Annotated in this window: 12 protein-coding genes and 1 pseudogene; 9 read left to right on the forward strand and 4 right to left on the reverse strand. The window is 61.4% G+C overall.

The window, feature by feature from the left end:
* Window positions 1-12: 12 nt before the first annotated feature.
* A complete protein-coding gene (locus tag DWV20_RS03140) occupies window positions 13-549 on the reverse strand; it encodes a hypothetical protein (RefSeq protein WP_117757906.1) in 537 nt (178 codons plus the stop codon).
* A gap of 415 nt (window positions 550-964) precedes the next feature.
* On the opposite strand from DWV20_RS03140, the pseudogene fucO reads away from it, so the two are divergent.
* The 3 genes and pseudogenes from fucO to DWV20_RS03155 all read left to right on the forward strand — a co-directional run bounded on the left by fucO (window position 965) and on the right by DWV20_RS03155 (window position 5,290).
* Window positions 965-2,130: pseudogene (gene fucO / locus DWV20_RS03145) on the forward strand (lactaldehyde reductase).
* Between the two features lie 604 nt (window positions 2,131-2,734).
* A complete protein-coding gene (locus tag DWV20_RS03150) occupies window positions 2,735-3,778 on the forward strand; it encodes a M42 family metallopeptidase (protein ID WP_118256359.1) in 1,044 nt (347 codons plus the stop codon).
* 138 nt (window positions 3,779-3,916) lie between these two features.
* Window positions 3,917-5,290, forward strand: coding sequence for a DNA-binding protein (locus tag DWV20_RS03155; RefSeq protein WP_147346306.1), 1,374 nt, complete (start codon window positions 3,917-3,919; stop codon window positions 5,288-5,290).
* 8 nt (window positions 5,291-5,298) lie between these two features.
* On the opposite strand, the gene mnmA is transcribed toward DWV20_RS03155, so the two are convergent.
* Window positions 5,299-6,690, reverse strand: a complete 1,392-nt coding sequence (gene mnmA / locus DWV20_RS03160; protein ID WP_255413315.1) for a tRNA 2-thiouridine(34) synthase MnmA — start codon at window positions 6,688-6,690, stop codon at window positions 5,299-5,301.
* The gene (gene cysK, locus DWV20_RS03165; protein WP_118256362.1) at window positions 6,579-7,517 is read right to left on the reverse strand and encodes a cysteine synthase A; all 939 of its coding nucleotides are present in this window, start codon (window positions 7,515-7,517) and stop codon (window positions 6,579-6,581) included. Before cysK ends, mnmA begins: the two co-directional genes overlap by 112 nt.
* A 253-nt stretch (window positions 7,518-7,770) precedes the next feature.
* On the opposite strand from cysK, the gene DWV20_RS03170 reads away from it, so the two are divergent.
* The gene (locus DWV20_RS03170) at window positions 7,771-8,199 is read left to right on the forward strand and encodes an Rrf2 family transcriptional regulator (RefSeq protein ID WP_117583966.1); all 429 of its coding nucleotides are present in this window, start codon (window positions 7,771-7,773) and stop codon (window positions 8,197-8,199) included.
* A gap of 137 nt (window positions 8,200-8,336) precedes the next feature.
* Here the strand turns inward: DWV20_RS03170 and DWV20_RS03175 are convergent, their stop codons facing one another.
* The gene (locus DWV20_RS03175) at window positions 8,337-8,702 is read right to left on the reverse strand and encodes a phage holin family protein (protein WP_118256363.1); all 366 of its coding nucleotides are present in this window, start codon (window positions 8,700-8,702) and stop codon (window positions 8,337-8,339) included.
* 322 nt (window positions 8,703-9,024) lie between these two features.
* On the opposite strand from DWV20_RS03175, the gene DWV20_RS03180 reads away from it, so the two are divergent.
* From DWV20_RS03180 to DWV20_RS03200, 5 genes are all read left to right on the forward strand, one after another.
* Window positions 9,025-9,324: a YerC/YecD family TrpR-related protein gene (locus DWV20_RS03180; RefSeq protein ID WP_022094855.1), complete on the forward strand. Its 300-nt coding sequence runs from the start codon at window positions 9,025-9,027 to the stop codon at window positions 9,322-9,324.
* Between the two features lie 219 nt (window positions 9,325-9,543).
* Window positions 9,544-12,750 (forward strand): PD-(D/E)XK nuclease family protein, encoded by a 3,207-nt coding sequence (locus DWV20_RS03185; RefSeq protein ID WP_118256364.1) that lies wholly within the window; start codon window positions 9,544-9,546, stop codon window positions 12,748-12,750.
* A 3-nt stretch (window positions 12,751-12,753) separates the two neighbouring features.
* Complete coding sequence (locus DWV20_RS03190; protein ID WP_118256365.1) at window positions 12,754-16,380, forward strand: UvrD-helicase domain-containing protein; 3,627 nt, start codon at window positions 12,754-12,756, stop codon at window positions 16,378-16,380.
* A gap of 178 nt (window positions 16,381-16,558) precedes the next feature.
* Window positions 16,559-20,362: a DNA polymerase III subunit alpha gene (dnaE, locus tag DWV20_RS03195; RefSeq protein ID WP_118256366.1), complete on the forward strand. Its 3,804-nt coding sequence runs from the start codon at window positions 16,559-16,561 to the stop codon at window positions 20,360-20,362.
* Between the two features lie 134 nt (window positions 20,363-20,496).
* Window positions 20,497-23,970 carry an SNF2-related protein gene (locus DWV20_RS03200; protein ID WP_158566298.1) on the forward strand — a complete coding sequence of 1,158 codons (3,474 nt, stop codon included), beginning with the start codon at window positions 20,497-20,499 and terminating at the stop codon, window positions 23,968-23,970.
* The last annotated feature ends 17 nt before the right edge of the window (window positions 23,971-23,987 follow it).

A 23,987-nucleotide genomic window follows, 5' to 3' on the forward strand; every position in this document is an offset into this window, starting at 1 on the left:
GCTTTTTGCGATTTATTCGAGATGCTCTTCAATCCGAGCCCTAAGAAGGGCAATGGCTGTAGGTATTCCAATTGCGGCGGCTAATTCGGCTTTATCCAAAACCTGTATGCTAAAGCACGATTGTTTATCACATTGAAGGACGATAACTGAAGATAGCTTCACTTCCTGTTGGCTGAATATATCGTAATCTCCAAATAGGAAGTTACCTTTTATTGCGTAATTCGGTATGTTCGTTACGCACTTCATCTCAAGTCTGTTTAGACCATAATCGAACACCGCAACTTCCTTGTGTTCGATGATGAGCGCAACCCTGGGCATGTTGCTAAAGCCACCGTCGACGACAGTGAAGAGTTTTTCATTCGCATCGTCATAAACGGTATATTTAAGACTCGATAGCTGTCCTAGTGGACCCGTGAACCCATGTCTTTTGATGTTGAGGTTGTCTCCCGCTGGGTTGATGAGAGCCAGAGTATGCGGATAAGGATTACCTTCAATTGAGATTCGATATTCGTTTGTAGCCGTCTTGCTCGATTTAGGACCAGTAGCCATCACGCGTCATCGCCTCGATCGAATTGGAACCGTCTTCTACTTCGTGCGGAGAATTGCGCTGTACGTTGCGGTACATGCAGCTGCAATAACCGCATGGGCAATTTCTAACAAAATGAATGACGCTATTTGCTGCATGCATTTTATTTACTATAAAGTATCCTTTTATAAACGTATTGTCAAACATATATTGCTAAAACAGAAACAATTTATAGACTGAGTTGGTCGTATTCTTTGGGCGATTGCTCCTATAATCTAGCCTTCGCTGCTGTCGGGAGGGAAGGGCTAAGGCCCCGTTAGTATGTTGAAGCGCTTTAAACTATTTGACGTTCTCACGTGTTTTTTGTTTCAAAAGCGTTAGGATGGGACTTATAGTGCGGGGCGTAACGGGTGCCCCGCGCACGATAGGAGGCTATCAATGGCTAATCGTTTCGTTCTCAACACCATTTCTTACCATGGTTCCGGCGCCATCAAGGAGATCCCCGGCGAGCTCCAGCGTCGTGGCTACAAGAAGATCTTCGTCTGCTCCGACCCCGATCTGGTCAAGTTTGGCGTTACCGCTAAGGTGACCGACGAGCTCGACGCCGCCGGCATCGCTTGGAGCCTCTACTCCGAGATTAAGCCCAACCCCACCATCCAGAACGTCAAGGACGGCGTCGAGGCCTTCAAGGCCGCCGAGGCTGACGCTATCGTGACCATTGGTGGTGGCTCCTCCATGGACACCGCCAAGGCTATCGGCATCATCATCAACAACCCTGAGTCGCCGATGTCCGCAGCCTCGAGGGCGTTGCTCCCACTAAGAACCACGCCGTGTTCACCATCGCTGTGCCGACGACCGCCGGTACCGCTGCCGAGGTGACCATCAACTACGTCATCACCGACCCCGAGAAGGTCCGCAAGTTCGTGTGCGTCGACACTAACGACGCCCCCGAGGTCGCCGTCGTCGACCCCGACATGATGGCTTCCATGCCCGCCGGCCTGACCGCTTCCACTGGCATGGACGCTCTGACCCACGCCATCGAGGGCTACACCACCAAGGGCGCTTGGGAGCTCTCCGACATGTTCCACTTTGAGGCTATTAAGCTGATCAGCGAGAACCTGCGCGACTCCGTTGCCGAGGCCAAGTCCGGTCAGCCCGGCTCTGGCCGCGAGGGCATGGCTCTTGGCCAGTATGTCGCCGGCATGGGCTTCTCCAATGTCGGCCTGGGCATCGACCACGCCATGGCTCACACCCTGTCCGCTCACTACGATACCCCGCACGGTGTCGCCTGCGCCATGCTGCTGCCGATCGCCATGGAGTTCAACAAGCCGGTTTGCACCGAGCGCCTGGCCAAGGTCGCCGTCGCCATGGGCGTTGACACCACGGGCATGAGCACCGACGAGGCCGCCGATGCCGCCATCGCCGCCGTCAAGCAGCTCTCTGCCGACGTGAACATCCCGCACGTCTGCGAGGCCATGAATGCTGACGAGATCGAGGTTCTGGCCAAGGACGCTATGGCCGACGCCTGCTTCCCGGGTAACCCGCGCGAGGCGACGCTCGACGATGTCATCGAGCTCTTCAAGAAGATCTGCCCGGCTGCCTAGTCTCGTTTGGTGGTCCTTCGCCCGTAGGCATATAGTCTTTTGACTTGCCGCTGGCCCCGCCGCGCTACGCGCGGCGGGGCTTTTTGTGCCGCGTCGATGCCCCGAGATGGGTAAAGCCAAGGCATACCGCCCGCTGCGGATAGGTGGTGCACTTCCCAGCGTGCATTTTTGGGAGTATTCAGCAGACTCTGAAAAATGCATAGCGTTGTGAATGGGCCGTAGTGGTCCGCAGGCGCCCATCGACAGCCATTGCGGACGGACTATCGATGACCGGAGGGGTTGTCGCTGCAGTTTCTGCTTTGCGACGACCTGCAACCTTGCTGTAGCTGCGTCGTTTTGTCGTTTGTGATGGGGCCGTTGGGGGCCGCGGTGCAGAATACTCCGTTTTTTGCACGGTCCAAGGTAGGGTACCCTGAGACGAAGCAAAAAGATGCCCTATATTTATGCAGAAATCGAAAAGCTTTATGCACAATTCGGATTTTAAACCGTGCGCGTGCGCAAAATCGGCGCGAGGACGTCTGGAGGTGGCTCGGCTTCTAGGGCATTGCACGTGTAGAACGGTTAAAATCGGGATTCGGTCTTAGTTTTATTTGGAAGGATGCATATGGGTTCCAATATCGATGCTTCTCTAGAGGAGACGCTCTCCTATATCGCGGGACAGCTTAAGACGCTGACTTCTATTGCTTCGCCTACGGGCTATACCCGTGCGGCGACTGATTATCTAATGGAAACGTTGCGCGATATGGGCTTTGGCCCCGAGCGTTCCAATAAGGGCAACGTGCTGGTTGAGCTTGGCGGCGAGGGTGAGCCGCTGGTGTTGGCCAGCCATGTCGATACCCTGGGCGCCATGGTGCGCTCCATTAAGGACAATGGTCGCCTGCGTCCCACGACGCTTGGTGGGCACCAGTGGTCTACGGCCGATGGCGAGAACTGCACCGTTTACACACGCGACGGCAATGTCTACACGGGCGTGGTCCTCAATACCGAGCCTTCAGCGCATGTGGCCGATGAGCCGGTCAAGGCCATCGAGAAGAACATGGAGATTCTGCTCGACGAGAACGTTGACAGCAAGGACGATGTGCTCGAGCTGGGTATTCAGACGGGCGACATCATCGCTATGGACCCGCGTACCACGGTGACGGAGAGCGGCTACATTAAGAGCCGCTTCCTGGATGACAAACTATCGGCGTCGATTCTGCTGGGTCTAGCCCGCGCCGTTGCTGACGGCGAGGTGATGCTCTCGCGCAAGGTGTCACTGCTCTTTACCGTGTACGAGGAGGTCGGCCACGGCGGCGCCTTCGTGCCGGCCGACACGCGCGAGATGATTAGCGTTGACATGGGCTGCGTGGGCGACGACCTGGGCTGCACCGAGCGCATGGTGTCGATCTGCGCCAAGGATTCAGGTGGCCCCTACAACTACGATCTGGTGACCACGCTGTCCAATATCGCGCGCGAGCTCGAGCTTGATTACGCCATCGACGTGTACCCGCATTACGGCTCGGACGTTGAGGCCACGCTCTCGGCCGGCTACGACATCCGTCACGGCCTGATCGGCCCCGGTGTGTACGCGAGCCACAACTACGAGCGCAGCCACATGGACGGCGTGCGCAACACCTACGAGCTCGTCCGCGCCTACGTTCAGCGCTAGGGGGACAGCTTGCGACTCGGCTAACCAATCGCTAAGGCCCGATTTCTCGGGCCTTTTTTCGCTTTAGGATGTTTAGTATTATGATGTATGTAATCTATTAACTAAGCATGTAAATTACTTAACGAGGTGATGCGGCATATGAATACATCTGAGTACTTATCTATGGGTGATGCCGCCCGCCTGTTGGGCGTTACGAAAGCCCGCATATCGCAACTTGCCGCATCGGGAACGCTCGCGTGCGATATCGTGGGCGGACGGAAGATGGTCGAGTACAATTCTGCGATCGCCTATCAAAAGGTCCGCAAACGAGGGCGCCGTCCTGCAGCCGATGTGGGACGCAAGTTCACGTTGATGTCGGCCGACCATGAGGTCGCGCATGTCTCATTTGATCCGACGCGCGAGTTTCCCTTCGAAATCGCCGAGGTCCTCGATGCGCAGAGGATGCCGTTTGGCACGTGCTCGAGTTCTTCTCCTACGGTGAATAAACGGGAGCTCAACGTGTGGTGGAGCCATCGGTCGGTGCCCGATGTTCGCCCTGGGCTTATCTCACGCTACCGCGAGCTGGGGATTGTCAACGGCGTTGAGGTGCCGGTTCAGTGCCTGGGCCTCTCGCTTTCGGATTGCTATTGGCTGCGGCCGGCAGAATGCGACGGGCTCGAATGGCGAAACCTCAATTACTTCGAGAATGATTTTGAGCGATCAGCGCCCGAGGGGCGTTCGGGTTGGCTGGAGGGCATCGGTCTTAAAAATCCCGACAACACATCCGAGGGCGAGCTTCCTAAATCGTGGATGATTCGCAACGGTGTTCGCGTCCTGGTCAAGGGGTGCGGCATGGACGACCAACGGCCCTTTAACGAGGCGGTTGCAACGGCTCTGCATCGTCGCTTGCTGTTGGAGGGCGAGTTTGTTCCTTACACGCTTGAGCGCATGTTCGATGGCCCCGTGTGCCTGTGCGACGACTTTCTTGACGGCCGCGAGGAATATGTTCCGGCTGTTTACGTTAAGGGCGCACTTGGTAGCCAGCGGGGAAACTCGACATACGATCGATACTGTTGCTACCTCGGCAAGCATGGTGTCGATGAGGCCGCTGTGAGAAGGTCTATGTCGCAGATGATTGTCTGCGATGCCCTTTTGGCCAACAGCGACCGCCATTGGCGAAACTTCGGCATCATCCGCAATGTCGACACCCTGGAGATAAGGCCTGCTCCGCTGTTCGATAGCGGCAACTGCCTGTGGTACAACGTACCAACTGCCGTGCTCGCAGCTGGGGAGTTTGGGTTTTCCGCTAAGCCGTTTGGGCCCGACCCTTCCGTCCAGCTGGCGCTTGCGGATTCGCTCGATTGGTTCGATTCATCGCGGCTCAACGGATTTGTTGATGAGGCAATCGAGATTCTTTCGCAGAGCGAATGGGCGACGGCGGAGGGTCGACTCGAGACCATTCGCCGCGGCCTCGAACGTCGCGTAATCGAGGTTAGTGCCGCTGTTGAGGTACTTCGACACGTGCGGCGATAATCCCGCGGCTACCTGATGGCTGCCGTAACGGTGCCGCCGCCCAAGACGACGTCGCCGCGGTAGACGACGACGGCTTGGCCGGGGGCAATGGCTCGCTGCGGCTCGTCAAAGGTCAACAGCATTTGCCCGTCGGCGCCACGTGTAAGGGTCGCCGCCTGGTCTTTCTGACGGTAGCGGTACTTGGCGCCCACGCGAATGCCGCCGGCATCGAGCTCTGCCTCCATGCGGTCGGCGGGGGCGCTCCAGATCCAGTCGTTGGCCGTGAGGGCAGCGGCGGTCAGGTCCTCGGCCTCGCCCAGATGCACAATGTTGTTGGCGGCATCGACGCCCGTTACGTACACGGGATGCGCCATCGCGACGCCCAAGCCCTTGCGCTGGCCGATGGTATAGCGCAGCGCGCCGTTATGGCGTCCGACCACGCTGCCGTCGCGCCACACAATATCGCCCGGCTCGGCGGCATGTCCGCAGCGGCGCTCGATATAGCCCGCGTAGTCGCCGTCCGCGATAAAGCAGATATCCTCGCTCTCGGCCTTCTTGGCGTTTATGAAGCCCTGTTCGGCGGCAATGCGGCGCACGTCGCGCTCTTTGTCCAAGCCTGCCAGCGGAAAGATCGTGCGTGCCAGACGCTCTTGCGTGAGCGAATACAAAAAGTAACTCTGGTCCTTCTTAGGGTCCTCGCCGCGGTGCAGCTGCCAGGTGCCGTCGGATGCCTGGCTTGTTTTGGCGTAGTGACCTGTGGCGATGTAGTCGCAGCCCATATCGAGTGCCGCATCGAGCAACGCGCCAAACTTAATATGGCGGTTGCAGATGATGCATGGGTTGGGCGTCAACCCCTCCTGGTAGGCGGTCACGAAGCGCTCGATAACATTGCGGTCGAAGGTCTGCTGCAGGTCGAGCACATGGTGGGGTATCCCCAGGCGCTCGGCGACGGCCTTTGCATCGGCGATGTCGCGGTCGACCTTACTCATGCCCGTGATGGGGTCGGGCGCGGGACAGGTGAGGCGCATGGTGGCACCGACGCATTCGTAGCCTTGGCGCTTGAGCAGGTACGCGGTCACGCTGGAATCGACGCCGCCGCTCATGGCGACGAGTACGCGCTTGTTGTGCATGGGGAGGTTCTCCTTGGTGGCATGTGGCCAAAAAAGAAAAGCGGCGCGGGAGGCTGGTTCCGCGCCGCAGACATTGTAGCAAGTTCGGACGACTCGTGGGGCGCCCTGATGGGATGGGCTCAGACTGCCGGGAGAGGGGAGACCGGTTCGTCCTGGGCTCAACCTATGGGCGACGGGCCCTAGTCCTGGAACAGCGCCGTGGACAGGTAGCGCTCGCCGGTGTCGGCAAGCAGGGCCACGATGGTCTTGCCCTCGTTCTCGGGGCGCTTGGCCAGCTGCAGCGCGGCCCACACGGCGGCACCGGACGAAATGCCCACGAGCACGCCCTCCTTGTGGCCCACGGCGCGGCCGGTGGCAAAGGCGTCGTCGTTCTCGACGGGGATGATCTCGTCGTAGACCCGGGTGTCGAGGACGTCGGGCACAAAGCCGGCGCCGATACCCTGGATCTTGTGCGGGCCGGCCTGACCCTTGGAGAGCACCGGGGAGGTGGCGGGCTCGACGGCGACGACCTGAATCTCGGGGTTCTGCTCCTTGAGGAACTCGCCCACGCCGGTCACGGTACCGCCGGTGCCGACGCCGGCGACGAAGATGTCGACCTTGCCGTCGGTGTCATCCCAGATTTCGGGGCCGGTCGTGGCCTTGTGGATGGCGGGGTTGGCGGGGTTCACAAACTGGCCGGCGATAATGCTGTTGGGGGTCTCCTTCTGCAGCTCCTCGGCCTTGGCGATGGCGCCCTTCATGCCCTTGGAGCCGTCGGTGAGCACGAGCTGTGCGCCATATGCCTGCATAAGCTTGCGGCGCTCGACGGACATGGTCTCGGGCATGGTGATGATCACCTTGTAGCCGCGGGCGGCCGCCACCGAGGCGATGCCGACGCCGGTGTTGCCGCTCGTGGGCTCGATGATGGTGTAGTCGCCGCCGCGCACGAGCTTGCCGGCCTTCTCGGCCTCGTCGATCATGTTCTTGGCGACGCGGTCTTTGACGGAGCCGGCGGGGTTGAAGTATTCCAGCTTGACGAGCACGCGGGCCTTGAGGTCCTCATCGGCCTCAAAGTGAGTGAGCTCCAGAAGCGGAGTGTGGCCGATAAGCTGATCAATGGACGTGTAAACATTGCTCATGGTGAACCTCCAAAGTGTTCAAATGACTGGATACCGTGTGGTTTTACGGCGTGGGTAGCAGCGAAACCCACAAACCTTATGGGTTGTTCGTTTTGCTGTTGGCAAGCATAGTAGGCACTAAAGCCTAGTAATGCAATAGGAAATAGAAGATTATTACGAGTCGATTAACCATCTTGACGGGAATAGGTATTTTCAAAACCAATTTTTCGGCTAGAATTTCTACGAATTAAAAGACCGAAAGGCAGCTATATATATGTTGGTTTCCACAAAGGGCAGATATGCCCTGCGCGTTATGGTCGACCTGGCCGAGCACCAGGCGGCAGGCCGCATTCCCCTCAAAGAGATTGCCGCGCGGCAGGGGATTTCGGAGAAATATCTGGAGAACATTTTGGCCACGCTCGTCCGCGCCAATATGCTCTCGGGCATGCGCGGCAAAGGCGGCGGCTATGTGCTCACGCGCCCGCCCGAGCAGTACACGGTGGGTGAGATCTTGCGCCTGACCGAAGGCAGCCTGGCACCGGTCGCATGCCTGGACGGCGACTGCAAGGGCTGCTCGCGTTCGGACGAGTGCCCCACGCTCGACGTGTGGAAGAACCTGGACAAGCTCATTAACGACTACCTCGACGGCGTGACGCTCGATACGCTCGTCGCCCCCAACGAGGGCTACGACTACGTCATCTAGCCGCACCTGCCATTTGGGGACGGGGTAGAAATGGTCGATTTTCTTGCCCTCTGAGGCTTGGCAAATGACAAGGCCGCCCATCGTTGCGATGGACGGCCTTCGTTTTGGCGTGTTGTGGCGGTCCGTATCCGGTCGCTTTAGTTCCTGGCGATGCTGTCGAGAATGCTGCGCATGATGGATACCAGGATGCTGCCCATAAAGGCCGATCCAAAGCCGGCAATGGAGATACCCGCGCCCAGCAGATTGACCGACAGGTAGCTGGCCAGCTCGAGCATAAAGCTGTTGACTACGAGCTGAAAAATACCAAGCGTGATAATAGTGAGCGGCAGCGAGATGACCGTCAGGAACGGCTTGACGAGCGAGTCGACGATGTTGAGGAACAGTCCCACGAAGGCAAAGCAGACCCAGGCGTCGGCCATGCCGAAGGGCTGAATGCCGGGGACGAGAAACGTTGCGATCGCGATGGCGATTGAGGTCAAAAGCCAGTTGAGCAAAAAGCGCATGGTGGGAATCCTTTCTTGCGCATGGCGTGGTGAGGGGCGTGAGGGGCACATACCTTTGCAACTCGGATGGATGCGCGGGCTCGGCCCTGTTCGGCCGCCCATTGTCTCAGATATTCGTGGAGCTTGCGTGCGCATTCGGTTTCAAAACGGCGTTCGTCCTAGAAAATGTGCCGCTGGCAGAGAGTCTTGTCGCTTTAGTTTGGTGGTGTGCTAAACTGCTACGGGCAAAAGCCACAGGCGTTGCCCTATTGCATAGAACGGGCGAACGATGCCCGATGTCAGTATCAACTTCGATGCCTTTTGGCGGGTTTGGCGGTGATCGATGAATATCGAGAACATGTTTGACAAGCCTGATGTCAAGCAGCTGGTCCACGCATTTAGCCTTTTGGACGACGAGAAGGATATCCAAGCGTTTTTGACCGATATCTGCACGCCGCGCGAGATTTGCGATCTATCGCAGCGTTTGCAGGTCGCGCGTTACCTGGACGAGGGCGAGCCCTATGTCGAGGTTCAGGCGCGTACCGGCGCTTCGTCCACCACGGTGAGCCGTGTGTCCAAGGCGCTCAACGGCGAGTACGGTGGCTACCGCAAGATCCTCATTAAGCTGGAGGATGGCGAGTAGGCCGCGCCAAAAACGAATTGTGCAAAACCGCTCCTCCGGGGGCGGTTTTTTGATCCCTTGGGGACGGAGGAAAACGGATCACCGGGTTAGACTGACCCCCTCGATGATCCGTTTTCCTCCGTCCTCAAGGGATCAAATCTGTTGGCGTGGGGCAAATCTGTCCGCTCGGGCGGGTAGGATGGATGCATTGATTATTGCGAACGGTTTGAGTGGAGGACCATGCCTGTTCGAATCTATACCACCAATGCCGGCACGGATTTGAGCGGTGCCGAGTCGGCGCTGCTTGCCGACCTTATTGCCCGCCGCGGGCGTGCCGTGTTGCTGGCACCTACGTTTGCCGAGCTCGACCTGTGTCGTCATGATGCGGCGGAAGCCGGCGTTTCGCTGGGTATCGACTACAAGACGCCTACATCGTGGCTTCGCTCGCTTTGGGAGCTTTTGGGCGACGGGCGCGGTTTCGTCGACAACCTGCAGCGCCAGATGCTGTTCTCGGACATGGTCACGCGTCTCGGCGATGCCGACCTGCAGCCGCTTTCGCGCAGCCAGGGCACGGTGCGCATGCTTGCGCGCATGGCCCGCGATGTGCTGCCTGGTGTGGCGGGGACGGGTGCCGAGCGATGCCGTGGCGACAATTGCCAGCCGGAGCCAAAAAGCGATGCCGAGGCTCGTGTGTTCGAGCTTTTGCGCACCTATGCGGGCGGTTTGGACCGTCGAGATATGGTCGAGCCCTGCGAGGCGGCTGACATTATGGCCGGTGCCCTGGCCGATAGCCTGCCGGCGTGCACCCGCGCCGTATGCGTGCGCGGTATCACGTCGTTTACGCACGGTCTGCTCGAGCTGCTGTCTGCCGTGGCGAACAATGGGGGAGAAGTCGTCGTGTTGCTTGCCCGCGAGCAGTCGGCGATGCGCGAGGAGCTTGCCACGGCATTTGATGCCCGCGGTGTGCTGTTTGAGGTCGCGCCGCTGGGGGAGGACGCCGTCGCGTCTGATGCCGCTTGCGGGACCGCCGCTCAGCCTACCTTCATTGAGGTCGCCGGCCCCCATGCCCGTGCTCATGTCTATGCGGACGCCATCGAAAAGTTGGTGAAAGCGCACAAGGAGTCCAAGGCCGATAAAGCTACCGCAACGCCCGTCGACCCCGTGCGCGTGCTCGTCGTTTCTGCCCGGGCACCCCAGCTGTTCGGTGAGCTCGCCTCTCGTCTGGCGGCTCGTCATATCGCCGCCGAGACAAATGAGTTCACGGCGTTTTCCCAGTCCATTGCGGGCAGGCAGTTTGCGGCACTTGCCGGCCTGATCGAGCGCATGAAGGCCGCCGATGAGGGCATAGCGTCAAAGACCGAGTGGTGGCCCGCGCCGGAGCTTACCGACTGGATTTACAGTCCGCTTTCGGGTGCTGATGCCGCCAATGCTCGAACCTTCGATAAGAATATGCGTCTCTCGCGCAGCAAGACTACCGCGGGCGTTAAGAGCCTGCTGCAGAGCGTCCAAGGCCAGGTGAGGGGCGCACGCAAGGCGGCGAGTGACGAAAACTGGTTTAAGAACGTGCCGTGTGTGGTCTCGGACGTGTTCCAGGCGCTGTGGCGTGACAAGCCCGTGACGGCGCTCAAGGCCATGCTTGCCGTTGCCGAGGCGTTGCCCGATCGCTCGCTGGGCAGCTTGGATGGCCAAGCCCGTCGCCAGGCGGAGGTGGCCCTGCTGCGCCATGTCATCGACATCCTTATGAACGGCGCCCGCGCGCTCGACGTGTCGCAGGCCGCGACCGTGCCCGTGCTCGATGGCGTTCGCACCAAGGTGGACAAGCGTAGCACCGCCTACGATTACGAGACCTACGAGGTTGACCGCGCGCCGCGTGCTCAGGTTCGTTTTGCTTCGCTTGCCGATGCGGCGGCCCTGCGCCCCGGCACCTACGATGCCGTGCTGTTTGCCGATGTCGATCTGGACAGCTATCCGCTCTCACATGAGGAGGGTCCGCTGGCCACGCTGACGGCGAGCCTTGGTCGCGAGGGCGTGACGCTTGAGCCCGCGGCCTTGCTGCGCGTGCGCTTTGGCCACGCGATGCAGGCGGCACGCGGCCCGGTTGCGCTTGCGCGCGTGACGCACGATCGCCAGGCGCGTGAGTGCTATCCGGCTGCCGCGTGGACCGAGTTGCGGGCGCATGCCGAGGCCGCTGAAGCTGCTAAGGCCGCAGACGCCGACAAGGCAGCTGACGACGCTAAGGCCACTGACGACGACAAGGCAGCTGACGACGCTAAGGCCACTGACGACGACAAGGCCGCAGGCGCCGACAAGGCGAATTGCGTGGGCGAGGGCGATATCGTAAGGGACTTCGATCCCGCAGCAGGCGAAGGTCTCAAGCGCGAGCGCGTGACCTGTGAAGCCCCTCAGCATCTGAGCGCCGAGGCCGTTCCATATCTGGTCCTGCGCCGTCGCGATGGCGAGGGCGAGGGCGCGCCGCTCGTGCCGCGTCTGACGTCCGCCTCGCAGATCGAGGCTTATTCCACCTGCCCGCTGTGCTGGTTTGTCTCATATCGCGTCAAGCCCCAGTCTATCGACGCGGATTTTGGCAACATGGAGAAGGGCAACTTCGTCCACGACGTGCTGGAACATCTGCATGCCCGTCTGCCCCAAGAGGGCATGGAGCGCGTGACGCCCGAGAACCTGCCGCGCGCACAGGAGCTGCTGCGCGAGGTCTTTGACGAGACCTTGGCCGAGCACGCCGGCAAGCGCGGTACCGAGGGCCCGCTGGTGCCGCTCTCTCCAGTGGAGGAGCGCCAAGTGGCCGAGATCTTGCCGCAGCTGGACGGCGTGCTTGCCTACGAGTCCGAGGCGCTTGCCCCCTTTGCCCCGCGCTACCTTGAGTTCGCCTTTAATGAGCTTAAGGTCGAGTATGCCGGTTGGCCGCTCGGTGGGCGCATCGACCGCGTGGATGTGGATGCCGAGAATCGCGCCGTGGTAATCGACTACAAGCATCGTTCGGGTGTCGAGGAGTTTAAGCTCGCCGATCCTACGGTGCGCGACGAGGAGTCGGGCGAGGCCCCCATCGACGACCCGCGCTGGCTGCCGCCCCATACCCAGACATTCATCTACGCCCAGGCCATGCGTCGGGCGCTGGGCCTAGATACCCGTGCTGCGCTCTATTTTTCGACCAAGGGTGGCAAGCCCGCGCTGCGCGGCGCGGCGAGTGCCGAGCTGCTCGAGGAAGAGCGCGGCGACGGTCGCATCCCGGGCCTCAAGAAGGGCTTTCCGGGCGAGGGCGGCAACATGGACTTCGATGCGCTGCTCGACCGCGTGGAGACCGGCATTGCCGAGCGCCTGCGCGAGCTCGAGGCGGGCGACGTCGCCGCTGTCGATCCGACGTCGGCGCAGGCCGCGCATGCGCGCTGCTCGTATAACCACGAAGGAACGTTTGTAAGGAGGGACGTGTAGACCATGGATCTTTCGACTTTGATGCCGCAACAGCTGCAAGTCGTCAAAACGCTCGACCGCCCGCTGTTTGTCTCGGCGGGTGCCGGCTCGGGCAAGACCTTTACCCTCACGCGCCGCATTGTCTACGCGCTCTCGCCCGAATCCGGTCCGTTTGTCGAGCATCTGGACCAGGTGCTCGCCATTACCTTTACCAAAGACGCCGCGGCCGAGATTCGCGACCGTGTGCGCCGTGCGCTTATCGACGAGGGTATGGACGAAGAGGCCCTGACGGTCGACGACGCTTGGATCTCGACCATCCACGGCATGTGCTCGCGTATCCTGCGCGCGCATGCGCTGGAGCTGGGCATCGATCCCGAGTTCACGGTGCTCACCGATACCGACGAGCTTATGGATCAGGCTGTTGAGCATGTGCTGGGGCGCGCGACGGCGCCCGATGCCGCGCCCGAGCTCGCCGCTTCGCTTAAGGCCCTCTACGCCTGGTATCCCATGGCGGGCGAGGGCGGGACGTTTGGCGCCGGTACCACCATCAAAGGCCTGGTGCGCGACCTGCTGGAGCTCTCGAGCCAGCTTCCGGGCGGCATGGACGATGTGCGCGTTGCGCGTGGCCAGGCCGACACCTCGGCGCTTGCCGATGCCTATCGTGCGGCGCTGGGCGCAAGCAAGGCCACGACCGAGAAAGCGCAGGTGGCACTCGACGCCATCGACGCGTTTGAGGCGAGCGGCAAAACCATGGAGGATGCGGCGCGACTCATGATGTCGTGCAGCATGCCTCGGGCGAGCAAGGCGTTTCCTAAGGAGCAGGTGGAGCTACTCAAGGCCGAGGCCGCCGATGCGTTTATCAATATCGTGCTTGCCTGCGGCGGCCCGGCGCTCGATGCGCTGGTGGGGCTTGCCCGTGCCGTAGAGGCGGAGTACCGTGCGCTCAAGGCCGACCAGTCCGCGCTCGACAATAACGATCTGTTGCGCATGGCATACGAGGCGCTGCGCGATCATCCCGCCATCCGAGCCGCCTACGAGGGCCGCTTTAAGATGGTCATGATCGACGAGTTCCAGGATACCGATCAGATGCAGGTCGATTTGATTCGCTATCTGACGGGCACGGGTGAGCGTGCGCTGTGCACCGTGGGCGATGCACAGCAGTCGATCTACCGCTTCCGTGGCGCCGAGGTTGAGGTGTTTCGCCGCCAGGAGCGCAAGGTGGGATCGACGACGGCGCCCGTGACGGCTTTCGCATCCGATGCCCCCGCCGGCGAGCTCGTTAAGCTCGTGCGCAACTTCCGCAGTCACGACGAGGTACTGCGCTATGTGGCGCGCGTCTTTGACGGCGACACCGGTGGTTTGATGCAGGGGTTCTTGGATCTTGAACCGAGCGACAAACGCAAGGACAAGCTCAAGGCAAAGGCTTCGCGCCGCCAGGCGCTGTTCGTTGTCGGTGGCAACACGCAGGAGCGAACGCAGGCGAAAGCTCGTGCGATTGCGGAGCGGTTCCAAGCGCTCGTTAAAGCGGGCCAGCCCCAGGGCAGCATGGTGTTGTTGCTGGGCCGTATGACTAATGCCGACGTCTACGCCCAGGCTTTCCGCGACCAGGGACTCGACTGCGTTATCGCGGGAGGTTCGGTCTTTGCCCAGGCTGCCGAGGTCCAAACGGTGCGCGCCCTGGTGTGCGCGCTTGCCAATCCGGCCGATACGGCGCAGGGTCTCATGCCGTTGTTGGCCTCGCCGATGTTTGCACTCGGCGCCCAGGAGTTCCTGGCGCTGGCGACCAAACTCGACGAGCAGACGGGCGAGACGTCGCGCCGTAATATCGATGTGGGCATCATGAGCGATTCCGATGTGCCGGGATTGCAGAACCTGCCGCTCGTGACGCGCGCCCGCGAGGTGCTGCGGTATGCGCTTCGTCGCGTGGGCCGCGATTCGTTCGCCGCCATCGCGCGCGATGTGGTCAATGCCTCCGGCTGGTTCGTGCGTCTGGCGCAGCGCGGCCCCGAGGGCAAGGCCATTGCCGCCAACGTGCTCAAGGCGCTCGACGCCGTGGCCGAGGCAGAGGCCGAGCTCGGCAATTCTCCGCGCTCCATCGCGCTCGCCTTCGACCGCTTCTTGGCGGGCAAGGAGGCCCCGGGCGCCCTCAACGAGGAGGGCGACGGCGCGGTGCGCATCATGACCGTGCATGCGTCCAAGGGCCTGGAGTATCCGGTCGTGGCGGTTGCCGAGTGTTTTGGCGTGCGCAAATCGTCCGGTGCGGCACAGATGGGTCGCGTCGAGGGCGGAGCGCAGGTCGTGGCACTGCCGGCACGCTTCGACGGCGTTAAGCTCGCCGACGGTACCTTTGTGAAGGGCGATGACGTCAAAAAACAGTTTGAGCATGCGTTTAAGGGCAAGGGTACGTCGCTGTGGCTCCCGCCGGAGCTCATGGAGGACGTCTGTGCGACGGGCTCTCCCGCCGAGGCATTTGCCCGCCTGCGTAACGACGACCTGCGGCTTTCGCTCGAGGAACGGGCCCGCTTGCTCTACGTTGCCATGACGCGAGCGGGCGAGCTGGTGATCTTGGCGATGGATGCCGGTGTGAGCCGCGGCAAGCTGTGTGCGCCGACCTTCGACGTCGAGGCCGATCTGACCTACGACGTGCTGCGCCGCATCCTGCCGACTGACAGCCTGGACATGCCGCAGCTCGATGGCGACCGTTTGGTGTTCGACAACTCCAAGCCGGGCGATTACGAGCTCATCTCGCTGGCGGACTTTACCTTTGGTGAGCAGGCGTTTGAGGCTAACGCTTCGCTGGATGCCGAGGGTAGGCTTGTTCGCGGCGATGTCGATGTTGCTGATAATGCTGCGCACTCAACTGTGCCCGGTCCTGCCGACTCCAAGCCCGATTCGTTTGAGCTTGTGTATCCCCAGGCAGTGGGCGTGCGCATGGGCATCTGTCCGTTTCCGGCGCGTGACTCGTATAGCTACTCGTCAATCGCCGCGGCGCTCCATGCCGAGACGGAAGACCGTGCCGCCGAGGCGCGTGTGCCCATGGACGAGTCCGGCGATGATGCAGAGTCGGACGGCTCGGAAATGGCCGATGCAGACGTGGCTGCTGTCGAGCCTGCCGGCAATCCCATGGCCTTGGGTTCGGCCTTCCACGCCGCCTGCCAGTGGCTCATCGAGATGGGTGCCGATGAGCTGCCCACCGCGCGCGCCGAAGCGCTGGCGCGTCTGTGGCGCCTGACGCCGGAGCAGCGCGAGCGCTTCGACGTTGCCCTGGACCGCTGGCTCAAGTCGGCTGTTCGTGCCGACCTGCTCGCGTGGCCGTGCGTTCGCGCCGAGGTGCCGTTCTTTTCGCTGGGCTGCGAGGACGAGGACATCGCTCGCTACGGTGCATATGCCGAGGGCGCCATCGACGCTTTGGCGACCGACCCGGCCGATCCGTCACGCGCGCTGGTCATCGACTACAAGACGGGTGGCACGCCGGATGAGACACCCGACCAGCTGCTCGAGAAGCACGCCCTGCAGGCGCGCGTCTATTCGGATGTTCTGCACAAGGCGGGCTTTGAGGTCGTGACCGTCAAGTTCGTTCGCGTGGAGCAGGCGAATCCAACCATCTTCGTCAATCCCGCCGAACCTCAAGTGGTCACCTACAATCTCTAGCCCTCAGATAACTTGCGGTGGAATACGGAATGTTTTGGCCAAAAAAGCCGCCAAACAGTCCGCATTTCACCGCAACTGCAAGAGGAGCCGTGTGGGTTTGGGCTAGGTTCGGGTGCCGTCCGCGCCGTGCGGTAGAATCGTAACCCTAAGATCACGAACCCGCATCGGAGCTCATTACATGGCATTCGTCCATCTGCACAATCACACTGTTTTCTCCATGCTCGACGGCGCAACCCGTATCCAGGATATGGTCAACCGTGCCGTTGAGCTTGGCATGCCCGCCGTGGCCATTACCGACCACGGCTACATGTATGGCGTGCCCGACTTGGCGCTGGCCTGCGACGCCGTCAACCACAACACGCCCGAGTACAAAACCTGGAGCCACGACAAGGCCTTCTTGGAAAAGGACCGCCGCGACGAGCTGGTGGAGCCCGACCCCGAGGCAAACCCGCGCGAGCATGCCCAGTACGTCAAAGACATGGCCATGTGGGACGAGAAAGGCAATATCGACGAGCTCAAGCCGCCGCTGGTCATCAAACCCATCTTTGGCTGCGAGGTCTACTTTACGCCGGACGAGACCCTTGCCCGCGACCACAAGCCCGAGCTCTACCACATGATCCTCCTGGCCAAGGACCAGGAAGGCTACGTCAACCTGATGCAGACGGTCTCCGAGGCCGCCGTGCAGGGCTTTTACTACAAGCCGCGCGTAACGCTCGACAACCTGCGCCGCCATGCCAAGGGCATGATCTGCACGAGCGCCTGCATCGCGGGCATCATCCCCAAGTACATCGACCGCGGTGACATGGAAGGCGCCATCAAGTGGGCCGAGACCTTCCGTGACACCTTCGACCCCGGCGACTTTTACATCGAGATCCAGGAACACGGCATCACCACCGACAACGGCCTGACCGATGAGCAGATGGACCGCACGCTCATCGACATTGCCAAGCAGGTGGGCGTCAAGGTCATCGCCACCAACGACTTCCATTACCTGCGCCGCGAGGACGCGCCCGTGCAGGACGTCATCATGTGCATCGGTATGAACGCCAAGGTCGACGACCCCAACCGCATGCGCATGACCGGCTCGGAGTTTTACATGAAGACCGAGGAGGAGATGCGGGCGATGTTCCCGTATTGCCCCGAGGCCTGCGACAACACGCTCGAGATCGCCGACAAGTGCTACGTGGAACTGGACTGGGACTCCATCATCCTGCCGCGCTTCCCGTTGCTCGATCCCGGCGAGACGCACGAGAGCCAGTTCCGCCGCGAGTGCGAGAAGGGCCTGCGCCAGCATTACGGCGACGACTGGGCTACGCGCGAGATCGGTGGCGTCAACATCAAAGAGCGCTTTGAGTACGAATACAAGGTCATTTGCGACAAGGGCTTTGCCGCCTACTTTTTGATCGTTGCCGAGTACGTGCAATGGGCCAAGGACAACGGCATCGGCGTCGGCCCCGGCCGTGGCTCGGCCGCCGGCGCTATCGTCGCCTACGCCATGAACATCACCGCGTTCGACCCGCTCGAGAACGGCCTGATGTTCGAGAGGTTCCTGTCCCCGCAGCGTACCGAGATGCCCGATATCGATATGGACTTCGACGATGAGCGGCGCCTCGAGGTCGTGGAGCACGTTCGCCAGCTCTACGGCCCCGAGAAGGTCACCCACGTTATCACCTACTCGACCATCAAGGCCAAGCAGGCCATCAACGATGCCGCGCGCGTTCTGGACTACCCGGTCTACATGGGCCAGCGCCTATCCAAGATGGTCTCGAGCGACCCCAAGGTCAAGCTCAAGCAGGTGCTCGAAAAGCAACCCGGCAAAGAGGATCTGTTTAACCCCGACTTTGCCGAGGCCTATAAAAAGGACGACGACGCCCGCCGCATCATCGACACGGCGCTCTCGATCGAGGGCCTCACCCGTGGCGAGGGCGTGCACGCGTGCGCCGTTCTGATCTGCCGCGACCCCGTCAACGAGCACGTGCCCACCAAGCTCGATACTAAGGGCGGCGTCGAGATTACCCAGTACGAGGGCCATACCGTCGCCGACATGGGCCTGCTCAAGATGGACTTCTTGGGCCTGCGCACGCTGACGGTTATTTCCAAGGCCAAGGCAAACATCAAAAAGAACTTCGGCATCGACATCAAAGAGGAAGAGATTCCCTTTGACGACCCCGAGATCTTTAAGCTCATGGGCTCCGGCCACACCGCCGGCGTCTTCCAGGTCGAGTCCGCCGGCATGACGGCCACGATCAAGAACATGAAGCCCACCGAGTACAAGCACGTCGTAGCATTGATCGCTCTGTACCGCCCGGGCCCGCTGGGCGCCGGCATGGTCTCGTCCTACATCAACCGTATGAACGGCAAGGAGCCGGCGGTCTCCTACGACGACCGCCTGGACGACATCCTGGGCGAAACCTACGGCACTATGGTCTACCAGGAGCAGGTTATGCTCATCTCCGTCGAGATGTGCGGCTTTTCCAAGGGCGAATCGGACTCGCGTATCCGTAAGCCCGTGGCTAAGAAAAAGATCAAGCTGCTCACCTCGACGGTGCTGCACTGGGAGGATGGCTCGGACGAGACCACCTACGACCACTGGATGAACGGCGCTATCAAGAACAACTACACGCGCGAGGTCGCCCAGAAGATTTGGGACGATGTTCTCGAGTTTGCATCTTACGCCTTTAACAAGTCGCACTCCGCCGGCTACGCCATCCTGGTTATGCAGACGGCGTGGCTCAAGGCGCACTATCCGCACGAGTACATGGCGGCCGTTCTGACGTCCTATACGGGCAAGACCGACAAGATCGTTCACTACGTCTCGGCGTGCCGTCACGACGGCATTCCCGTGCTGTCGCCAGATGTCAACGAGTCGGGTACCGAGTTCACGGCTACCAAGGAGGGCGTGCGCTTTGGTCTGGCCGGCATCCGCGGCGTGGGCACTGGCGTGGCGCAGGCGATTATCGCCGAGCGCGAGGCGGGCGGTCCGTTTAAGACGCTGCACGACTTTGTCGAGCGCGTGGACTCCAGCCAGGCCAACCGCCGCGTGATCGAATCGCTCATCAAGGCAGGCGCCTTCGACTCCACGGGCTATCCGCGCCGCCAGATGATGCACTTTGTGGATAAGAACAACCCCGAGAACATCATCGATGCCGCGGTGAAGCGCCAGAAGGATCGTGCGAGCGGCCAGACGTCGTTCTTCGATATGTTTGGCGACGTTGAGGGCTCGGGCTTTGAGGTGAGCGTGCCCGACCCGGATGGCCAGGAGTGGGACCGCCACCTTAAGCTGAGCCAGGAGAAGGAGGTTCTGGGCATCTATGTCTCGGACCACCCGCTGCGCCCGTTTGAGTATGCACTAGCCAAGGCACGCGACTTCTCGTTCTCGCAGATCGACACTGGCTACGAGGTACAAAACCCCACGGGCGGTACCATTAACCAGGAGATTCCCGAGGGTAAGGCACTGTGGTGGGCCGGCATGGTCTCGAGCGTGTCCAAGCGCGTGACCAAAAACGGTGATCCCATGGGCATCGTGCAGCTCGAGGACATGGAAGGCGAGGCCACGGTCGTGGTGTTCCCCAAGACCTACAAGGAGGCCGAGGGGTACCTGTACGGCGAGGTCGATCCCGAGACCGGCGCGCAGCTGTCCGACGCGTTTGTGCGCATTAAGGGCAAGCTCGAGCGTTCGGACCGCGGCGACCAGATCATCGCGCAGGAGATCGTGCCGCTTGAGCTTAACGAGGAGAACAACAAGCCCAAGGTGTTTGAGGTCATGGTGCCCAACAGCCGCTTTAGCCAGGGCAATATGGCGCGTCTTGCCACGGTGCTTACCGCCAACCCGGGCGGCGACCGCGTGGAGATCTTTATCGAGCAGGTGGACGGGCGCGTACTGCGTGCCGAGGTGCCGGCCAAGGTCAACGCACGCTCGATTCCGCTGCTGGCAGAGGCCAAGGCCATCGTGGGTACCCAAGGCCGCGTGACGGTGATCTAAAATGATTTTTCTGGGACGGGGATTAAAAAATCATTTTGGGTGACGTGTGGCGGAAGACCAGTCTTTTTGGGACGGGAATGATTTTTCATCCCCGTCCCAGAAAAATCATTTGGCATGCGAGATTGGAGGAAGTGATGGCGCAGGGGACGTTTGTGCAGGCGCTTCGTAAGGAGGCGGCGCTCAGCAGTACCTTTATGAAGGGGCGCTCGCTCATGCTCAACGGCGCCGTGCTGTCGTTTGAGGACTCCGGCTCGCGCTTCTCCAAAAACGTGAACATCGAGGGCTCGGTGCGCGGCTCGCGCGGCGACCTGTACAAGACGCACGTGGCGCTCGACATGGACGAGCACGAGGTTATCGACTACGACTGCGATTGCCCCGCCTCCTTCCGCTATTCCGGCATGTGCAAGCACGCCATCGCCACGGCGCTGGCGTATCTGGATGCCAGCGGCGCCGAGCCCGTCGAGGGCTTGCGCACACCGGTCCGCACGTTTACAGTACCGCCCACACAGTCCAAGCAGCCCACGCGCCCCGCGCCCACCGCATCTGCGGTCAACCCCAATTTTCCCTTCCCGGCGCCCGTCCCCACGAGCCCGAGCCTTGTGGCGGCGCTTTTCGATCTTTCGGACGCGCGCATGGACGAGCTCGCGGCCATGCGCCGCAAGCTCGCCGGCACCATTGACCCCGATGCGCCCAAAGCGGTGCTGGAGCCCTCGCTGGTGCCGTACTACAATCCGCTGTTTGCCGATCGCTTTAACTGGGCGCTCGAGTTTCGCATTCGCTGCGGTTCGGTGTCCTACGTGGTTAAGGATATCGACGGCATGGCCGATGCCTATGTGCGCGGCGGTACGTTCTCCTATGGCAAGAAGCTTACGTTTGCCCATGTGCCCGAGGCTTTCGATGACGTGTCGACAAAGCTGCTCGACTTTATCGCAATGACGGTCGCCTACCTAGGCGATATTACGAGCTCGCGCTCGGCATCGTATGACTTTGCCCGCAGCGGCTTTGTCGCCGAGCGTCAGTTGCCGGTATCCGAGTATTCCATCGTGTCCGTGCTGGACCTGCTGCGCGGCAGGACCATGTCCTTTGAGCCTGCTTGGTCGCGGGGGACGACGACGCATCGTTCCTACGAGGTGGCAGTCGAGTCGTCGCCGCAGGGGGAGGGCGAAGTCCCGGCTAAGCGCCCACCGCTCCTTGCCGCCAAAATCGCGCCGGCGGCTGGTGACAGCTACGACTTGCGCCTGCCGGCCGATACATACTGCTTTGTCGCGGGCGACGCAGCCTATCTGGTCGATACACGCCGCGCACGCCGTACCGACACGGCGTTTGCCCAACATGCGGCGCCGTTCCTTTCGCACTTGTTGCCCTGCCGCACGCCGGTCCATATCGCCGCCGACCAGGTGGGTGAGTTCTGCCGCATGGCGCTGCCCATTTTGCGCGACTACACCGACCTGACCGCTCCCACTGCGCTCGATACCGTGGCGCCCGAGCCGAGCTTTGCCATGGCGATTGGCGTCGACGATGGTCTTGTGACCTGCAAGATTACGGCGACCTACGGCGATTGGTCGGCAGATCTCTTTAGTCTTGGTGCTCCGGGCAGTCCTTTCGAAGAGCAACGCCCCGGCGTTCCGCCCCGCGATACGCTGGCGGAGTTTCGCGTTATGGATACGGCGGCCCTGTATTTCGACTTTTACGAGGGCGGCCTGGCGTTTGAGGAACGCGATGACGCCCGCCTGTTCCACTTGCTGACCGAGGGCTTGTCTGCCCTGTCCGAGCTGGGCGAGGTCATGCTCAGCGACCGCCTGCGCCAGATTTCGGTCCGCCCTGCGCCCAAGCTCTCGGTGCGCGCCACCGTCAAGAGCAACTTGCTCGACGTCGAGCTGGGTGCGAGCGGGCTTTCGGCGGCTGACCTTGCCATCTATCTCGATTCGTATAAGCGCCACCAGACGTTCGCGCGCCTTACGTCCGGGGATATCGTGCGCCTGGACGAGGGAGCGCGTGCCGCGTTTGGTCTTGCCGAGGACCTGGGCGTCGATGCCGTCGACCTGCTCGACGGCGTGTCGCTTCCCGCGTCGAGCACCCTGTTTGTCGACAGCATGATCGCGCGCACGCCGGCGCTCGAGGCCGATCGCGACGCGGCGTTCCGCCGCACCGTCGAGCGCCTGGACACGCTCGGCAAGATGGACTTTACGGTACCCGTCTCGCTCAAGGCCACGCTGCGCGGCTATCAGGTCGACGGCTACCAGTGGCTCGGCTCGCTTGAGCACCTGGGCCTTGGCGGCATCTTGGCCGACGATATGGGCCTGGGCAAAACGCTGCAGATGATCGCGCACATTCTGGCGCGCGTGGAAGCGGGGGATACCAAGCCCACGCTCGTGGTGTGCCCCGCGTCGCTTGTGTACAACTGGACCGCCGAGCTGGAGCGCTTTGCCCCCTCGCTTGATGTGTGCGCCATCGTGGGCGCCAAAGCCCAGCGTCGCGTGCAAATTGCCGGCGCAGCCGAGCACAACGTGGTCGTGACGTCGTATGACCTCATGCGCCGCGACATCGACGAATACGTCGAGCAGGACTTTGCCCGCGTGGTACTCGACGAGGCCCAGTACATTAAAAACCCGCTCACCCAGGTGGCCCGCGCCGCCAAGCGCCTGCCGGCCGGCGTGCGCTTTGCCCTGACGGGCACGCCCATCGAAAACCGCCTGTCCGAGCTCTGGAGCATCTTCGACTTTTTGATGCCGGGCCTTCTGGGCACGCGCGACTCATTTGCCAAGCGCTTTGAAAGTCCCGTCGAGCATGCTGAGGGCGATAGTGCCGCTCGTCTGCAGGCGCTCGTGTCGCCGTTTGTGCTGCGTCGCGTCAAGGAAGAGGTGGTGGCCGACCTGCCCGAGAAGATCGAGGATACGGTGATGGCGCAGCTTACCGGCGAGCAGCGCAAGCTCTACCTGGCAAACCAGGACCGCATCGCCCAGCAGGTGCAGCACCGCGAGGCATCCGAGTTTAAGAAAGACAAGCTCAAGGTGCTCGCCGAGCTCACCAAGCTGCGCCAGATCTGCTGCGACCCGCGTCTACACTACGAGGATTACAAGGCGGGGAGCGCCAAGCTCGATACGTGCATGGAACTCGTGCACGGCGCACTCGACGGCGGGCATCGCATCCTGTTGTTCAGCCAGTTTACGGGCATGCTCGATATCATCGGCAAACGCCTGTCCAAGGAGGACATTGCTTTCCTTAAGCTCACGGGTGCTTCGTCCAAGGAGAGCCGCGCCAAGATGGTCGCGCAGTTCCAAGCGGGCGAGGTTCCGGTCTTTTTGATTTCGCTCAAGGCGGGCGGCGTTGGCCTTAACCTGACGGCGGCCGACGTGGTCATTCACTACGACCCGTGGTGGAACGTGGCCGCGCAGGACCAGGCGACTGACCGCGCCCACCGCATTGGCCAGCAACATACCGTGACCGTGTATAAGCTCATCGCCAAGGACACGATCGAGGAACGCATTATGCAGATGCAGGAGTCCAAGCGCGACCTGGTCAACAGCGTGCTCGGCGGCGACGGCATCTCGTCGGCGCTGTTTACCCGCGAAGATGTTTTGGCGCTGCTGGGCGGCGATGGTCGCTAGCTGCGCGCGGGATGGGG

The organism is Collinsella sp. AF02-46-1 (genome assembly GCF_003465825.1).
Lineage (GTDB): Bacteria > Actinomycetota > Coriobacteriia > Coriobacteriales > Coriobacteriaceae > Collinsella.

Excerpts from the sequence above, each read along its gene's own strand:
- DWV20_RS03190 (WP_118256365.1), top strand. The coding sequence starts at position 12,754 with ATGGATCTTTCGACTTTGATGCCGCAACAGCTGCAAGTCGTCAAAACG.
- DWV20_RS03175 (WP_118256363.1), bottom strand. The coding sequence starts at position 8,702 with ATGCGCTTTTTGCTCAACTGGCTTTTGACCTCAATCGCCATCGCGATC.
- DWV20_RS03155 (WP_147346306.1), top strand. The coding sequence starts at position 3,917 with ATGAATACATCTGAGTACTTATCTATGGGTGATGCCGCCCGCCTGTTG.
- cysK (WP_118256362.1), bottom strand. The coding sequence starts at position 7,517 with ATGAGCAATGTTTACACGTCCATTGATCAGCTTATCGGCCACACTCCG.
- dnaE (WP_118256366.1), top strand. The coding sequence starts at position 16,559 with ATGGCATTCGTCCATCTGCACAATCACACTGTTTTCTCCATGCTCGAC.
- DWV20_RS03150 (WP_118256359.1), top strand. The coding sequence starts at position 2,735 with ATGGGTTCCAATATCGATGCTTCTCTAGAGGAGACGCTCTCCTATATC.
- DWV20_RS03170 (WP_117583966.1), top strand. The coding sequence starts at position 7,771 with ATGTTGGTTTCCACAAAGGGCAGATATGCCCTGCGCGTTATGGTCGAC.
- DWV20_RS03200 (WP_158566298.1), top strand. The coding sequence starts at position 20,497 with ATGGCGCAGGGGACGTTTGTGCAGGCGCTTCGTAAGGAGGCGGCGCTC.
- DWV20_RS03140 (WP_117757906.1), bottom strand. The coding sequence starts at position 549 with ATGGCTACTGGTCCTAAATCGAGCAAGACGGCTACAAACGAATATCGA.
- DWV20_RS03185 (WP_118256364.1), top strand. The coding sequence starts at position 9,544 with ATGCCTGTTCGAATCTATACCACCAATGCCGGCACGGATTTGAGCGGT.
- DWV20_RS03180 (WP_022094855.1), top strand. The coding sequence starts at position 9,025 with ATGAATATCGAGAACATGTTTGACAAGCCTGATGTCAAGCAGCTGGTC.